Raw genomic sequence first — 18886 nt, forward strand, 5'->3', positions numbered from 1 at the left:
CTGACAAATGGTGTTGCCTGCAATGCATTTTGTCGAAGCCATTATCACCGTGCAGCACCGGCTGCGGTGCGCCACTTCGGGGGAAAGTAGTATGACTACAAGCTCCCTGAAGCCGCACGGTGCCATGGATCGAGGATGGGTGCACGAGGGCTGGCGAAGTCAATCTGTAATGATAAGGCAGCGGCTGAAACGTAGCAGGGACGCGGGTTTGAGGCCTGTGGCCGGATGGGATCGCTATGCGCACCCGTGCGCGGGGAGGTGTTTGCCTGAAGCGCTGGATTGTAGAAATACGGTTTCTTCGCTGAAAAAAATATTTGACGGAGGCGTGCGAACGATGCAACCAATCCGCCGGCGATCGAATCATCACAAATAATGCGTTTCGCCGGCAAAAAAGCAGGACTCGTCTAAATGAAAGCGTACCAGATACACGATGCGCTACTTTCGATAAGTGGATGGCTGTACACCTTGATGAGTATTATTGGTCACCTGATTTTAGTCATACTCTTATAAGGACAGTATCGCGATCCTTGCATTTTTAGGCGGCGCTTTTTGTGTAGTCTGCGGCTCCCGGTCCGCAGTGTGTGTTGAAAGCCAGCTGAAGAACGCCTGACCCCCCACCCAGTTCCAAGAAGCCCTTTTTCGACCGCCATGGCGGTTGCGGCCTTTTATTGTGTTTGAGAAAAATTGGATCTACCAAAACCGATCGTTATGAACCAGCTTATGAGCAGCGACAGTATCGCTACCGGCGCACCGGATACACCCAGGATCCCTGGTGGTGCTATTGATCCGATAGCCGCCTCCATTTGCCACAAGCATGGCCGAACAAATGAAGCGACACATGCGTTTCAGGTTGCTTTCCCATCCACATCCGTGCGCCCTGCCGGCGCACCGCTTCCCGTACAGACATTATCTAAAAACAAGAATATGACCAAGCGCTACTCCCTCCACCCTTTCCTGCTCATGTCGCTGCTGCTCCCGTTCGCCGGGGCCGCGCAGCGCACCACCGATCCCACGCCGCCCGCCACGCCGGTATATGCCTCGCAAACCACGGTAAACCCGGGCTACGGCTTCGGGAACATCGCCTTTGATGAGGGCGGTAACATCAACGCCTCTTTCTTTACGAGCGGCCGTGTTACCGACGGTACCGGCAGCGCCGAATTCGACGATTATGTAACGGGCAATATGGGTGCGAACCAGGCCTACCTGATCATGAACCAGGCCACCCTGCGCATCGCCACGCATATCTTCTCCGACAATACCAACCCGTTCCGCCACGACGTAGCGAACACCATTACGCAGCAGCGCTGGGAGGCTGATTTCGGCCTGTCGAACCCGGGCTGGACCTTCCTGTTCGGCCGCAACGAGTTCAACCAGAACAGCCAGTTCCCGCAGCTGTCGATCATCAACTTCCAGAATTATATCATCGACCAGTCGATCGGTGCCGGCCCCTTCATCCAGCCGGTAGGCCTCTCCAACGTCCTTGTGACGATCACCGGAACGATGACCTTCACCAACGGTAATATCTACGCCCTCCGCCAGGACGGCTTGAACCTGAACCTCGAAGAGTTCGTGTTCCAATCGGGCGCCAGCACCGCCGGCGGCAGCGCTACCTCTTACCTCGACGCGCCGATGCGCGTGCTTGGGGCTACCAACAACTTCAAGTTCGTACTGGGCGACCAGGGCATCTACAGCCCGCTCACCTACACGGGCAGCAACCCCGGCGCCAACGGCACGGTGGCCCGCTACTTCGCCAACGGCGGTGGCAATACGGCGTCGCTCAACAGCTTGCTTACCAGCGTGAGCCCGGAAGAGTACTATGCCATCAGCAGCACCGATAACGCCGCTACCCTCACGCTCAACACCGCCAACTTCCCCACCTATACGGGTGCCAACTGGACCATCGCCGGCTTCAACGGCACCCAGTGGGTGAACCTCCGCCCCGGCGGCGGCGCCGGCACCATCAACGGCAACGAAGTGACCGTTACGGGTGCCAACCTCACCGGCATCACCCGCATCGCACCGGCGCTGGCCACGAGCCTGCTCCCGCTGCCCCTCAACTTCGTTTCCTTCAAGGCTGTGGCCCTCGGCAGCAGCGCGAAGCTCGATTGGGATGTGGCCGACGTAGTGAACGTATCGCATTTCGTAGTGGAGCGCTCCTGCGACGGTAACAACTTCACCGCCATCGGGCAGGTGTCGCTCACCAGCGCCAGCAGCTATACCTACCTCGACGTGCAGCCCTGTGCGCCCATTTCCTACTACCGTGTACGCAGTGTTGATTTTGACGGCAGCACGAAGATGACGCCGGTGCGTAACGTACGCTTTGCCCTCGCCGACGCACGCTTCACGCTCTGGCCGAACCCCGCCCGCGGCAGCTCCATCCAGATCATGCTCTCGCGCACCGACGGCGCCACCGCGGCCAAGGCCATCCAATGGCAGATCCGCACAGTCGCCGGCCAGGTAGTGAAAGAAGGCAAGGCCACGCTGCAAGGCGGCACCCCGCTGCAGATCGGCCTCGACGGCCTGTCGAACGGTACATACCAGTTCACCAGCATTGCCGCCGACGGCGCCACCGAAACCCTCGCCTTTATCAAGCAGTAAGCATCCTTCATCGGCCCTTGCTTGCCTTCGCTCCCGGTATCCGGAGGGCGAACGGTCACCCTCATGCCTTTGCGGTTCTTGCCGCGAAGGCATGGGGAGCGGGCCGGAAGAACACCGATCTATAAAAAAGCTATATGCAACGCATCATGAACCACTCCATCAAGAACCGGGCGCTTGCCCTCTCCCTGCTCCTGCTGGCCTTCGGGGCCAACGAGGCCGGGGCGCAGGTAACGTCTCAACAGATCAACAAGAACTTCACGGGCGACAGCTCCAACATCAACATGGGCCGCCTGCAAGTGTCTTCGTCGAACCCGAAGGCGCCGGTCGCTACCGACGGTATCCTGACGGTGCGCATCGACACCTTTCCCGCGAGCAACCCGAATGCCCGGGCACGCGGCCTGCTCGTGTTCCTGCAGCGCGATAACCTCGGCGCCACCAACAACACGAAGGGCTTTTACTACTGGGACGGCACGGCCTGGTACCCGCTCTATGGCGGCAACTTCAACTCGCCGTGGGTACGCAGCAACACGACCAACGCCACCACGCTCCGCGTGGGCACGGATCGGGTAGGGGTGGGCACCAACACACCCGATAACTCCGCCCTGCTCGACCTGTCGAGCACGAACAAGGGTGTGCTGCTGCCGCGCGTAGCGCTGACGGGCATCAATGATGGTACGACCATCTCCAGCCCCGCCAACTCGCTGCTGGTGTTTAATACCAATGCAGCGCTGACCGATGGCGCCGGCTATTACTACAACACCGGCACTTCGGCAGCTCCCGTCTGGATGAAGCTGACGGCAGGCCCGGGCGCGGCCGGTGCAGACGGCAAGACGGTACTCAATGGTACGGCTGCTCCTGTCGCAGGCACGGGCAACAACGGCGACTTCTTCATCAATACGGCCACGAACGAGATCTATGGACCCAAGACCGCAGGCGCCTGGGGTAGCCCCACGTCGCTCGTAGGCGCACAAGGTGCTGCCGGTGCGAATGGCGTCGACGGCAAGTCGGTACTGAATGGCGCTGCTGACCCGACCGCGGGCGAGGGTGCTATCGGCGACTTCTTCATCAACACGGCCACCAACACGATCTACGGTCCGAAGACCGCAGGCGGCTGGGGTACAGGTACTTCGATTGTTGGTGCCACGGGCGCAACCGGTGCTCAAGGCATCCAGGGTGTTGCCGGTGCAGACGGTGTGGACGGCAAGTCGGTACTGAATGGTACCACGGCGCCCACCTCCGGCGACGGCGCCATCGGCGACTTCTTCATCAACACAGCCACCAACACCATCTACGGTCCCAAGACTGCAGGTGGCTGGGGTACGGGTACTTCGATTGTAGGAGCGCAAGGCGCTACAGGTGCTACAGGTGCCGCGGGTGCGGATGGAAAGACGGTCCTCAACGGTACGGTTGCTCCGACCGCCGGCGACGGTGCGATCGGTGACTTCTTTATCAACACAACTGACAATACCATCTACGGTCCCAAGACCGCGGGTGGCTGGGGTACGCCCTCGTCTTTAGTCGGCGCCACGGGCGCAACAGGTGCTGCCGGTACCAATGGTACGGCGGTACTGAATGGTGCTGTTGACCCGACCGCGGGTCAGGGTGCGATCGGAGACTTCTTCATCAACACGGCCACCAACACGATCTATGGTCCCAAGACCGCAGGCGGATGGGGCGCCGGCACTTCCATTGTAGGAGCTCAAGGTGCCACGGGTGCCACAGGTGCCCAGGGTATTGCAGGTACGAACGGTACCAATGGTACAGACGGTAAGACGGTCCTCAACGGTACGGTTGCTCCGACCGCCGGCGACGGTGCTATCGGCGACTTCTTCATCAATACAGCCACCAACACGATCTACGGCCCGAAAACGGCCGGCGGTTGGGGTACCGGCACTTCGATAGTGGGAGCTCAAGGCGCTACCGGTGCTACCGGCGCTACGGGTGCCGCGGGTGCGGATGGCAAGACGGTCCTCAATGGTACTTCGGTGCCTGATGCAGGCCAGGGTGCTATCGGCGACTTCTTCATCAACACAACAACTAATTCGATCTACGGTCCGAAGACCGCAGGCGGCTGGGGTACGCCCACGTCACTGGTTGGTGCTACAGGTGCTACCGGTGCCACTGGTGCTACGGGCGCCACCGGTGCTGCAGGTACCAACGGTACGGACGGTAAGACGGTACTGAACGGTACTGCTGTACCGACCACTCAGGGTGTCATCGGCGACTTCTATATCAACACCGCTACCAACACCATCTACGGTCCCAAGACTGCAGGCGGCTGGGGTACCGGCACTTCGCTGGTAGGACCTCAGGGTGCTGCCGGCTCCAATGCCACGGTTACGGCCTCCAACGGTGTGGCCGCCACGAACGGCAACGTGACCCTCGGTGGTCCGCTCACGCAGGCCACCTCGATCGCTACCACGGCGGCGAATACCTTCACCGTGAATGGCGCGGGCGCTGTAAACGTCGGCACCGGCACGGGCAACACCGCGGTCGGTAACGGCACCGGCACCACCAATGTCACCGGCAGCAGCATCGGCCTCACCGGCGCTACCACCGTAACGGGCGCAGCGAATATCAACAACACCGGCACTGCGGCTACCAATATCGGCACGGGCGCTACATCCGGCGCCGTCACCATCGGCCGCTCGGGTGCTACCACCACCATCAACGGCACTACAAGCACCCCCGCTTTGCAAATAACCGGCGGTGCACCTGCTGCCGGCAAAGTACTCACCTCCGACGCCAGTGGCAATGCCACCTGGCAGAATGCTCCCGCGGCCGAGAGCACCACGGCCTCCAACGGCCTGACCATGACCGCCAGCGACGTGAAACTGGGCGGGACGCTCACCGGCGCCACCACCATTGCCCAGGCAAACCACAACTTCAGCCTGACCGGCGGCAGAGTAGGCATCGGTACTACCGCCCCCACCCAAACACTCGACGTTTGGGGTGGTATTGTGGCCTCCGGCAGCACTGCGGTTACCGCACAGGGCGCCCATCTGCAATGGAACCGCAACAGCGGCGACGGATCGACCTATCTTCTCAACCAGCGTGGCCTGAGCAGCAATACAAGCATCATCTTCGGAGATGTAAGCACGAGCAACGTGGTCACCGAATGGGGCCGCTTCAATGTCGCGGGCAACTTCGGCATCGGCACCACGGCGCCCAACGCCCAATTGCAACTGGGTAATACGATAGCTAACCGCAAGCTGGTGCTCTACGAAACGGTCAACAACGACCACGAGTTTCTCGGCTTCGGGATCAATGCCGGCATGCTGCGCTACCAGGTAGCGCACGCAGGCGACAACCACGTATTCTTCCGCGGCAACGGCGCTGCAGCCTCTACGGAGCTGATGCGCATCACCGGCACGGGCAACGTAGGCATCGGCGTCTCGGCTCCGACGGCCAGTCTGGCTGTGGCACGAGGCACAGGGGTCAACGGCACCGCTGTGTTTGGGGGCACAACCCGCACCTCCCACTTCAACTTCAACACCTCCGAAGACACCTACATCCGTGGCGGCAAGGCCACCAGCAACGTGCTCCTCAACGACGACGGCGGCAACGTGGGTGTTGGTACCGCTACGCCCGGTGCAAAGCTTGATATCGCAGGATCGGGAGGTGCTACCGTAGATTTGAGAACCACCGGCAGAGTAGCGATCAACAGTGATAATAGCGGCGTATTTTTCAATACCGCCGCCGGGGCTAATAAATCTTTCATCGGTTACGATAATTCTATAACCAATCATGCTTTTGGCGTATGGAGTCCGACAGCAGGCTGGAACATCAACATGCTTCAGAACGGCGACCTGGGTGTGGGTACAGCTGCGCCTACCGCTAAATTAGACGTGAATGGAACGGCAAGAATCCGCACAGTACCCGCTCCTGCCGACGCGTTGGAAGTAACGAATATGGTCGTGGATGCCAGCGGAAACGTTTTGAAGAATAATGTTTCCGACAGGCGCCAGATTGTATCGGTTGCCGCCAGCACCGCGAGTGGTGTGGTCGCCGTTCCAACGGGGACGGGACGGTACCAGGTGATCGTCACCACAGCTGATGGTTGTGCGCAAATGTCGATCGCCAAGTTTTACCTGGTAGGTTCCACGTTCAATGGCACGTATACGCTCACCTACGAATCGGGTACCGGCGCAGGTACGGGCAATGCTTCCGTTGTCACGGTTACCCGTAACTCGAAAACGAATATCACGGTCACCTTTTCCGACATTGCTGGCTGTGCCGATGGCGGTAGTGTCGCATCCCTCAATTTCACGGTTGCCGTTAGCGGCAATGGTATCGTTGTCGGAAACAATGGTAACGTAACCAGAGCTTATATCGTAAGAATTGAGTCGCTGCTTTAATGCTGTGCTATTTTCCTTTTCTTATTCAATTATTCGGTGCAGAAGCAGCAAGCCACCATCAGGGAATCGGAGAAGATCGACCAGCAGTTCTAAGAGGGTCTCAAAAAGCTCCGGCAGCTGATGCTCCATAAGAACGAAGAAGGAAAAGGTTCTTTATCAAATGCCGCCGGTATGTTGCCGGCGGCTTTTGATAAACCTTTCCCAGGTCCGGTCTCCAGGCGCTACCATGGTAATACGGAATACTACGAAGCTGGATCTTGTGGGGAAGAATAAAGGGATGTATTTCCGGGTATGCCTGACCGTTATCGGATCGGCGATCCACTAACGGGATGATGCGAGACATCAACGGGAAGATCCGCCACCTCGCCGAACTGTTTCGTTTTCCCTATAATCAACCTCGACCTTCGTCGGGAATTTCATCCTACGGGGTATCTTTTATACAACCCCATTCAATCCAAACAACATGACTTCAGTTACCAGGATCGGCACCCTTATCTGCCTGTTGCTGGCCTTCGGGGCCGGCGAGGCCGGGGCACAGGTGACGGCGCAGCAGATCAACAAGAACTTCACGGGCGACAGCTCCAACATCAACATGGGTCGCCTGCAGGTGTCTTCGTCGAACCCCAAGGCGCCGGTGGCTACCGACGGTATCCTGACGGTGCGCATCGACACCTTCCCCGCGAGCAATCCGAATGCCCGGGCACGCGGCCTGCTCGTGTTCCTGCAGCGCGACAACCTCGGCGCCACCAACAACACGAAGGGCTTTTACTACTGGGACGGCACGGCCTGGTACCCGCTCTACGGCGGCAACTTCAACTCGCCCTGGGTGCGCAACAGCGCCAACAAGACCACGCTCCGGGTAACTACGGACTCCGTGGGCATCGGCACGGCATCGCCCACCGCGAAGCTGGACGTGACCGGCGGCAAAATCAACATCGACGGCGCCAACGCCATCACTACGGATGCGGCACTGGGTAACGCCTTTGTAGGCGCGGGCTCCGGCGCGGCCAACACCTCCGGTCAGTACAACACGTTTGCCGGCCATCAGAGCGGCCTGGCCAACAGCACCGGCGGCAACAATACGTTCACCGGCTACCGGAGCGGCTACAGCAACACCACCGGCTTCTACAATACCTTTAATGGTACGATGAGCGGCCAGGCCAACACCTCCGCCAACAACAACACGTTCACCGGTTTCCGGAGCGGGTACAACACCAGCACCGGCGGCAACAACAGCTTCTACGGCTACCAGAGCGGCTTTGCTAACACCACGGGTGTGTACAACACCTTTACCGGTGCCGTGAGCGGCGGTGCCAACACCACCGGCAGCTACAATACCTTCAATGGCTACGAAAGCGGCTCGGGCAACACTACCGGCAACAACAACACATTCACCGGAACCCAGAGCGGCTACGCCAATACGATCGGCAACAACAACGTATTCACCGGCTACCAGAGCGGCAACGCCAATACGAGCGGCTCCGATAACATCTTCACCGGTACCCAGGCCGGTATCTACAACAGCACCGGCAACAACAACATCTTTACCGGTACGCTCGCGGGCCGTGCCAACACCGGCGGCTCCAACAACGTGTTTACCGGCTACAACAGCGGCTACGCCAATACGGTGGGTGCCAACAACACCTTTACCGGCTACCGCGCGGGTTACAGCAACACGTCGGGCACGAGCAACCTGTTCAGCGGCCTGCACGCCGGTCTTACCAACACCACGGGTGGCGAAAACACCTTTGTGGGTAATGGTGCCGGCCAGAACAGCACCACCGGAAATGGCAACACCGCCTTGGGCTTCCTGGCCAATATGGGCGCGGGCAACCTCAGCAAGGCTACGGCCATCGGCTATGGCGCGGTGGTAAGTGCCTCCAACAGCCTCGTGCTGGGCGGCACGGGCTCCGATGCCGTGAACGTTGGCATTGGCGTGACGACGCCTTCCAACACGCTCCACGTAGCCGGTACGGCCCGTATTACTACGATGGCCGGCGGCGCTGCCACCGACAGCGTCGTAACGGTAGACGCCACCGGCGTACTCCGCCGCCGCACGGTAGCCGACCTCGACGCGGGCGCCTTTATCCGCAACGGCGTGAGCAAGACCTACCTGCGCGTAACGGGCGACTCCGTCGGCATCGGCACCATGACGCCGACCGCCAAGCTGGACGTGACCGGCGGCAAGATCAATATCGACGGCGCCAACGCCATCACCACCAGCAATGCCCTGGCCAGCACCTATGTGGGCATCGGCGCCGGCAACGCCACCAGCTCCGGTGGCGGCAACCTGTTCAGCGGCTATGGCGCCGGTAATAAGAATACCACCGGCAACAACAACACTTTTTCGGGTTCCAATGCCGGATTCTATAACACCACCGGTACCAGTAACGTATTCACCGGCTCGGGTAGCGGTAACAGCAACACTACCGGTAGCTACAACGTTTTCACGGGCCACGCAGCCGGCTACAGCAACACCACGGCTATCAACAACACGTTTACCGGCTACCTGTCCGGCTACGCGAATACCACCGGCGACAACAACACGTTCAGCGGACGCAGCGCCGGTCAGAACAACAGCACGGGCTTGAGCAACAGCTTTTTCGGCATGGCTTCGGGTCTCAACAATACCACGGGCAGCTACAACGTCTTCTCCGGCCACAGCGCGGGCGGTTCCAACACCACCGGTAACCAAAACAACTTTATCGGTTTCGAGGCTGGCTACGCCAATACGACGGGCGGCGCTAACGTATTCAACGGCTTCCGCAGCGGCTTCAGCAACAGCACGGGCGGCGCCAACGTATTCTCCGGCCACCACAGCGGCTACAGCAACACCACGGGCAGCGAGAACGTATTCGCGGGTGCGGCCGCTGGATACAGCAACACCACGGGTATGCGCAACGTGTTTACCGGCTATGGCGCCGGTACTGCCAACACCCAAGGCAATTACAATACCTTCACCGGCTACGGCGCCGGTAGCATCAACACATCTGGCAACAACAATGTGTTCAGTGGCTACCGCAGCGGCGCGTTCAACAGCACGGGGGAAAATAACGTGTTCACCGGTTTCGAGGCCGGCTTCAGCAACACCACCGGTATTCAGAACACGTTCTACGGCTACCGCAGCGGCTATGCCAACACAACCGCTTCCTACAACACCTTTTACGGCTTCGGAAGCGGCAATGCCAACACAATTGGAGCCAACAACACGTTTACCGGACACGCGAGCGGAGCTGCTACCACCACGGGTAACAATAACACCTTCACCGGCTTCCATAGCGGCATCACCAATACCACTGGCTACGACAACACCTTTACCGGCAACCAGAGCGGTTACTTCAATACCACGGGCTTCAGCAACATGTTCGCCGGCCTCAATTCAGGCCTGGGCAATACCACCGGCGCACAAAACACCTTCGTGGGCAACGGTGCCGGGCAATCCAACACGACGGGCAATTATAACACAATGCTCGGCTTCCTCGCAGACGTCACCAGCAACAACCTCACCCGGGCGACGGCCATCGGCTACGGAGCAACCGTGTCCGCCTCCAACAGCCTCGTGCTGGGCGGCACCGGCAGCAACGCGGTGAATGTAGGCATCGGGATCACCGCGCCCCAGTCGAAGCTGCACGTAAAAGGCAGCGGCCTGTTTTTCTCGGCTGCGGATACGTATACCGGCAATATCTGGAACGGTACCGCCAACCAGAATGCCATTGACATTCACGGTGGCGACGGTGAGGGCTATATCGCCGTGCAGCGTGCCATTGGTTCACCCCTGTACTTGACTAAGGGTGCCGGCGGTGATGGTTCCCTGGCAACGTTTGTATACAACGGTGCGGTAGTTGGTGGGATTACAACGAATGCCTCGAGCACCACGTTCAATACCACTTCCGACGCCCGCCTGAAAGAGAACGTGCGCAGCACGCAGTACGGCCTCAACACCCTGATGAAGCTGAACGTGAAGGATTACAACTATATCAGCGACAAAACAAAGACCGTATCTACAGGTGTGATGGCGCAGGAACTCTACAAGTTGTACCCGCAGGCCGTTACCAAGGGCGGCGACAATGCCACCACCAACCCCTGGACGGTTGACTACAGCAAGCTCACGCCGGTGCTGATCCGGTCGGTGCAGGAGCAGCAAGCGAAGATCGACGCCCTCGAGAAGCGTAGCCAGGAAGTGGAGGAGCTGAAGAAGCGCAACCAGGAACTCGAGGAGCGCCTGAAGAAGATCGAGCGCTTCATCGCAGAAAAAATGTAAGCAACAGGAGCGGCTCCCGGAAGCGGTGCCGCCCCTTTCAAAAATAACACGGCCAGGTAGCGCGGCGAAACGCTCGCTTCGCAAACAGCCATCCATCAACGAATCGGTCCCCTCTCGGGTTACCACCACGCAACACGATATGAATTACTTCACTAAACTTGGGGTTTTGGCCCTGGGCGGGCTCTTACTGGGTAACGGTAGGGTGCAGGCACAGGTAACGGCCCAGCAGATCAACAAGAACTTCACGGGCGACAGCTCCAACATCAACATGGGCCGCCTGCAGGTGTCTTCGTCGAACCCGAAGGCGCCGGTGGCTACCGACGGTATCCTGACGGTGCGCATCGACACCTTCCCCGCGAGCAACCCCAATGCCCGGGCACGCGGCCTGCTCGTGTTTTTGCAGCGCGATAACCTCGGCGCCACCAACAACACGAAGGGCTTTTACTACTGGGACGGCACGGCCTGGTACCCGCTCTACGGCGGCAACTTCAACTCGCCCTGGGTACGCAGCAACACGACCAACGCCACCACGCTCCGCGTGGGCACCGACCGGGTAGGGGTGGGCACCAACACACCGGATAACTCCGCCCTGCTCGATCTGTCGAGCACCAACAAGGGCGTATTGCTGCCGCGCGTGGCGCTGACGGGCATCAATGATGGTACGACCATTCCCAGCCCCGCCAACTCGCTGCTGGTGTTCAATACCAATGCTGCGCTGACCGACGGCGCGGGCTATTACTACAACACCGGCACTTCGGCAGCTCCCGTCTGGATGAAGCTGACGGCGGGCCCGGGCGCGGCCGGTGCAGACGGCAAGACGGTACTCAATGGTACGGCTGCTCCTGTCGCAGGCACAGGCAACAACGGTGACTTCTACATCAACACCGCTACTAATCAGATCTACGGCCCGAAGACCGCAGGCTCCTGGGGCAGCCCCACATCCTTAGTAGGACCTCAGGGCGCTCAGGGTGTTGCCGGTACCAACGGTACGAACGGCACCAACGGTGTGGACGGCAAGTCGGTACTGAATGGTACTACGGCGCCCACCTCGGGCGACGGTGCTATCGGTGACTTCTTCATCAATACGACAGATAACACCATCTACGGTCCGAAAACGCCCGGCGGATGGGGTACGGGTACTTCGATTGTAGGCGCCACGGGCGCTCAAGGCATCCAGGGTGTTGCCGGTACCAACGGTGCAGACGGCAAGACCGTCCTTAACGGTACTTCGGTGCCTGACGCAGGCACGGGCGCCATCGGCGACTTCTTCATCAATACAGCCACCAACACCATCTACGGTCCGAAGACTGCAGGTGGCTGGGGTACCGGCACTTCGATAGTGGGAGCTCAAGGCGCTACGGGTGCAACCGGCGCCACGGGTGCCCAGGGCGTTGCCGGTACGAACGGTACCAATGGTACGAATGGTATCGATGGCAAGACGGTCCTTAATGGCGCGATTGCTCCCGGGGCAGGTACCGGTAATAACGGCGACTTTTATATCAACACCGCTACTAACCAGATCTACGGTCCGAAGACTGCTGGTTCATGGGGTAGCCCCACCTCGCTGGTAGGCGCTACGGGTGCCACCGGCGCCACCGGTGCTGCCGGTACCAACGGTACGGCTGTACTCAATGGTACCGCCGTGCCTACCTCGGGCCAGGGCGCCATTGGCGACTTCTTCATCAACACAACAACTAATTCGATCTACGGTCCCAAGACCGCAGGCGGCTGGGGCAGCCCCACGTCACTGGTTGGTGCTACAGGTGCTACCGGTGCCACTGGTGCCACGGGTGCCACCGGTGCTGCAGGTACCAACGGTACGGACGGTAAGACAGTACTCAATGGTACTGCTGTACCGACTACCCAGGGTACAATCGGTGACTTCTATCTCAACACCGCCACTAACACGATATACGGTCCGAAGACCGCGGGTGGCTGGGGCGCCGGCACATCGATTGTAGGACCGCAGGGTGCTACGGGTGCCACAGGTGCCCAAGGTATTCAGGGCGCCCAGGGACCCCAGGGTCTTCAGGGGCCTCAGGGTGCCGCAGGTGCCAACGGAGCCAACGGTGCCCAGGGACCTCAGGGCATTCAAGGTATCCAGGGTGCCACGGGCGCTACGGGTGCTACCGGCGCAGCAGGTACGAATGGTGTGGACGGCAAGACGGTGCTCAACGGCACTGCCGCGCCCACGTCCGGCCAGGGCGCCATCGGCGACTTCTTCATCAACACGACTACGAATTCGATCTACGGTCCGAAGACTGCAGGCGGTTGGGGCAGCCCCACCTCCCTGGTTGGACCTACCGGTGCCACGGGTGCCGCTGGCTCCAACGCCACGGTAACCGCTTCCAACGGTATTACGGCTACCAGTGGTAACGTCACGCTTGGCGGTCCGCTCACGCAGGCCACCTCGATCGCTACCACGGCTGCCAACACGCTGACCGTAGACGGAGCAGGGGCTGTCAACCTCGGCACCGGCACGGGTGCCACCGCGGTAGGTAACAGCACCGGCGCTACTACCCTCACGGGCAGCTCCGTAGCGGTTACCGGTACCACCAACATCAATACTACCGGCACGGCGGCCACCAACGTCGGCACGGGTGCATCGGCAGGCGCCGTCACCATCGGTCGCACGGGTGCTACCACCACCATCAACGGCACTACCTCTACCCCGGCGCTCCGCGTCACCGGCGGCGTTCCCGCCGTTGGTAAAGTGCTTACCTCCGACGCCAGCGGCAATGCCACCTGGCAGAATGCGCCCGCAGCCGAAAGCACGACGGCCTCCAACGGTCTGACCATGACCGGCAGCGACGTGAAGCTGGGCGGCGCTCTGATCCAGCCCACGACCGTGTCGGCCATCACGGCTACGAATACGATGAGTTTTACCAGTCCGACTTCGGCTGACGCAGTCATCACGGTAGGGACCACCGGTAACTCCGGCGGCAAACTTTTCCTCGGAAACTCCAACCACGGCGTTCAGCGCGACCTCTCCGGCTCCACCGGCGGCACGGCCAACGATGTAGCGCTTTTCACAACGAATAATGGGACCGGCGGCAGGCTGTTCCTGGCCAGTAACCCGACTGCTACCGGCAACACCAATCTGCCCCTCGGCCAGTTCACGCTCCTTTCCAGCGGAAACGTGGGCATCAACACCGCAGCACCCGCACAGAAGCTCGAGGTAGCTGGTACGGTGGCACCGACTTCCGTATCTACCGAGTCGATCCTGCGCCTCAGCCGCGCGGGCACGAATAGCGTCAAGTGGCCCAATACCTTCGAAATGGCCCTGGGCTCTTACAACACCGGCATCAACAGCCAGTCGCGCATTGACTTCAACCTGGGCAATGGCGCCTCCAACAATCCCGACGTGGGCGTGCTCTCCATGCTGGGCAATGGTCGCGTAGGCATCGGCACCGGCGCTCCCTCGCAGGGACTCGACGTTGCCGGGGGCGGTATCCGGACCGGCGGTTATAGTCCGGTGAGCGCCCAAGGTGCGCACCTGCAGTGGAACCGCACCAACGCGGAAGGCGAAACCTGGCTGCTGAACCAGAAGGGCATCAGCGGCAACAACAACCACGGCATCCGCTTTGGCGACGTTACCTCAGGCGACGTGGTAACGGAGTGGGCCCGCTTCAATGGCTCGGGCAACCTGGGCATCGGCACCACGGCACCGGGTGCACGACTTGATATTTCAGGAACTGGCGGTACTGCCATAGATCTAAGAACCACCGGTCGAATGGCGATCAACAGTAATTCAGCCGGGGTTTGGTTTAATAATGCTGCCGGGACGTCTCAAACATTTACGGGTTATGAATCAACCATACCCAATCATGCATTTGGCGTATATACTGCAGGAACAGGTGCTTTTACGCTTAATCTGCTTCAAAATGGCAACCTGGGTGTTGGTACCTCGGCGCCCAACGCCCAGCTGCAACTGGGTACTACCCTCGCCAACCGCAAGCTGGTGCTTTACGAGTCGGCCAATAACGACCACCAGTTCCTCGGCTTCGGTATCAATGCCAATGTGCTGCGCTACCAAGTGGCCAACGCTAGCGACAATCACATTTTCTACAGCGGAAACGGTACGGCAGCCTCCACGGAGCTGATGCGCATCACCGGCACCGGCAACGTAGGCATCGGCGTTTCGGCTCCGACGGCCACCCTGGCTGTGGCGCGTGGCACGGGAGTCAACGGAACGGCCACCTTACAGGGCACGAACCGCACCACTCATTTCAATTACAACAGCACCGAGGACACCTATATCCGGGGCGGTAAGACCACCAGTAACATCTATCTCAACGACAACGGCGGAAATGTAGGGATCGGAACTACGGCCGTTGAGAATAGGTTAGACGTTGCGGGCGTCATCGGCGCAGCCGGTGGAGCTTTCCCCACTACGTCTAACAAGTTCATGGTCGGCTGGAACGTGGTCATACCCGGTTTCGGCGAAGTGGACTTCGTGAATGCGCGCGGCACCGGTGCTTCGGGTACGCCCTTCCGGTTCCATTCGTACAATGGCGTAGGGACTGCCTCCAATGCTACGGTTATTTCTACCATCAGCACCACGGGCGCCTACGCAGCGGTGTCCGATATGCGGGTGAAGTCGGAGATCAAAAGCCTCGGTTACGGCCTCAAGGAGATCATGGCCCTCAAGCCCGTTTCCTACCGCCGCCACCTGGATACCAGGTTCGCGAACGGAAAAGTTAACTATTCCGACAGCGGTGTGCACACCATTGGTTTCCTGGCCCAGGAAGTTTACAAGGTACTGCCCGAGGCGGTTATCAAACCTGCAAATGAGTCGAACACGCTCTGGGCCGTTACCCATTCCGAGATGATCCCGGTGCTGGTAAAAGCCATACAGGAACAGCAGTCGAAGATCGACACACTGGAAAAGAGCAACGAGGAACTGAAGAAGGAGCAGAAGGAACTGCAAGCCCGCTTGCTCAAGCTCGAGCAGATGGTGCTGGGCAAGAACTAACGCACCGGTCCGAACTACAGAACCCACCGCAACCCCGCTCGCAGCAACGCAGCGGGGTTTCGTGGCAAAACTCATTTCCGGAGTAAGCGCTCCCCGGCTGCCTGCAGCGCAGGCCCGCGATCAGCAAGCTCCCGCAACATCAGGCAATAAGTCACCCGGGTTCCGTAACCCGATCAAACAACAGCATATGAAATACTTTGCCAAACTGAGTGTTCTGACACTCGCCACCATCCTCCTCGCCGCAAGCAGCAACGAGGCCGGGGCGCAGGTGACGGCGCAGCAGATCAACAAGAACTTCACGGGCGACAGCTCCAACATCAACATGGGCCGCCTGCAGGTGTCTTCGTCGAACCCCAAGGCGCCGGTCGCCACCGACGGTATCCTGACGGTGCGCATCGACACCTTCCCCGCGAGCAACCCCAATGCCCGCGCAAGGGGCCTGCTCGTGTTTTTGCAGCGCGACAACCTCGGCGCCACCAACAACACGAAAGGCTTTTACTACTGGGACGGCACGGCCTGGTACCCGCTCTATGGCGGCAACTTCAACTCGCCGTGGGTGCGCAACAGCTCCAACAAGACCACGCTCCGGGTAACTACGGACTCCGTAGGCATCGGCACGGCATCGCCCACGGCGAAGCTGGACGTGGCCGGCGGCAAGATCAATATCGATGGCGCCAACGGACTTACTACCAGTGCCGCGCAAGCAAACGTATTTGTAGGTGCCGGTGCGGGTACTGCCAACACAGGCGGTTACTCGAACCTGTTTGCGGGTCAAAGTGCCGGCACAAGTAACACGTCGGGCTACTACAATGTATTTACCGGCGCTAGTGCCGGTGCTGCCAACACCACTGGCGCCGACAATACCTTTGTGGGCTACGCCAGCGGCAACGCCAATACAACTGGCGGCCGCAACGTCTTCACCGGCGCGGGCAGCGGGTTTAACAACATCAACGGCAACCACAACGTATTCAGTGGCTACCAGAGTGGGTTGAACAATACTGCGAGCAATAACACGTTCACCGGCTACCAGTCCGGCTTTACGAATACCACGGGTACGGAAAACGTGTTCATGGGTTTGCAGGCGGGCTACGCCAATACTACGGGCGGCGCCAACGTATTCAACGGGTACCGCAGCGGCTTCAGCAACAGCACGGGCGGCGGCAACGTATTCAGCGGCCACCACAGCGGCTACAGCAACACCACGGGCAGCGAGAACGTGTTCGCGGGTGCGGCCGCCGGTTTCAACAACTCCACAGGTATGCGCAACGTGTTTACCGGTTACGGCTCCGGTACTACCAATACCACCGGCAATTACAACTCGTTTACCGGGTACCAGAGCGGTGGTGGCAACACAACAGGCTCCAACAACGTGTTCAACGGCTACCGAAGCGGCCTGCTTAATACTACGGGCGGCAATAACCTGTTCACCGGTTTTGAATCCGGCTTGAGCAACACCACGGGCAACCATAACGTGTTCAGCGGTTACCAGTCCGGGTACAGCAATACCATTGGTGTTGAAAACGTTTACGTTGGTAATCGTGCGGGTTATTTGAACATCGGCGGCAACTGGAACACCCTGGTTGGCAATAATGCAGGCTACAAAAACACAGGTACAGGGAACGCCTTTTTTGGCCACCTTGCAGGTACGAACACTACCACAGGTTGGTTCAACTCCTTCTTCGGTACCGGTGCCGGCGAAGCCAACAGTACCGGCGAGCGCAACGTCTTCAGCGGTTACAGCGCCGGTGCCAACACCAATGCCAGCGAGAACGTGTTCCTGGGCAACCAGGCCGGCAGCACGAATGTGTCGGGTGCGGGCAATATCATGATCGGCAGCAATGCAGACGCAACCGTTAACAACCTGAGCAATGCTACCGCTATTGGCTTCAATGCCAAAGTATCGGCATCCAACTCCCTGATCCTTGGCGGCACCGGCGGCAACGCGGTGAATGTCGGTATCGGCGTCACGGCTCCCCAGTCGAAGCTGCATGTAAAAGGCAGTGGCTTGTTCTTCTCCGGTGCGGATACTTATTCCGGCAATATCTGGAACGGTACCGCCAACCAGAATGCCATCGACATTCACGGTGGCGACGGTGATGGCTATATCGCTGTGCAGCGTTTCAATGGTTCGCCCCTCCACCTGGCCAAGCCGGCCGGCGCAGATGGCTCCCTGACTTCTTTTTACTACGGCGGCACGGGAGTGGGATCTATTACCACGAACGGTACGAGCACTTCGTTCAACACCACCTCCGACGCCCGCCTGAAGGAGAATATCCGCGGCACGCAATACGGTCTCTCCACGCTGCTGCAGCTCCAGGTGAAGGACTATAACTACATCTCCGACAAATCGAAGACCCTTTCTACCGGCGTGATGGCGCAGGAGCTGTACAAGCTCTACCCGCAGGCCGTTACGAAGGGCGGCGCCGATGCGGCCACCAGCCCCTGGACGGTCGACTACAGCAAGCTGACGCCGGTGCTGATCCAGTCGGTGCAGGAGCAGCAAGCGAAGATCGACGCCCTCGAAAAGCGCAACCAGGAGCTCGAGGAGCGCCTGAAGAAGATCGAGCGCCTCATCTCAGAAAAAATGTAAGCAACAGGAGCGGCGCCTGCGAAGGGTGTCGTTCCTTTTTTCATAATTCAGTCAGGAAGAACAACGACAGCCAAGCTCATTGTCCAGCAAAAACGAACCGGTAC

At 59.6% G+C, this 18886-nt stretch carries 5 protein-coding genes; all 5 read left to right on the forward strand.

Annotated features, from left to right (window positions below):
* Positions 1-924: 924 nt before the first annotated feature.
* The 5 genes from ABD937_RS14965 (at position 925) to ABD937_RS14985 (ending at position 18782) form a co-directional block, all read left to right on the forward strand.
* Positions 925-2598 (forward strand): fibronectin type III domain-containing protein, encoded by a 1674-nt coding sequence (locus ABD937_RS14965; RefSeq protein ID WP_345256564.1) that lies wholly within the window; start codon positions 925-927, stop codon positions 2596-2598.
* Positions 2599-2732: 134 nt separating this feature from the next.
* Positions 2733-6956 carry a beta strand repeat-containing protein gene (locus ABD937_RS14970; RefSeq protein ID WP_345256565.1) on the forward strand — a complete coding sequence of 1408 codons (4224 nt, stop codon included), beginning with the start codon at positions 2733-2735 and terminating at the stop codon, positions 6954-6956.
* A gap of 463 nt (positions 6957-7419) precedes the next feature.
* Entirely contained in the window at positions 7420-11217 is a 3798-nt protein-coding gene (locus ABD937_RS14975) for a tail fiber domain-containing protein (protein WP_345256566.1), read from the forward strand.
* Between the two features lie 139 nt (positions 11218-11356).
* Entirely contained in the window at positions 11357-16192 is a 4836-nt protein-coding gene (locus ABD937_RS14980) for a tail fiber domain-containing protein (RefSeq protein WP_345256567.1), read from the forward strand.
* A 187-nt stretch (positions 16193-16379) separates the two neighbouring features.
* A complete protein-coding gene (locus ABD937_RS14985; protein WP_345256568.1) occupies positions 16380-18782 on the forward strand; it encodes a tail fiber domain-containing protein in 2403 nt (800 codons plus the stop codon).
* Positions 18783-18886: the final 104 nt, after the last annotated feature.

It is taken from the genome of Flaviaestuariibacter amylovorans, from assembly GCF_039541815.1.
GTDB classification, from domain to species: Bacteria; Bacteroidota; Bacteroidia; order Chitinophagales; family Chitinophagaceae; genus Flavisolibacter; species Flavisolibacter amylovorans.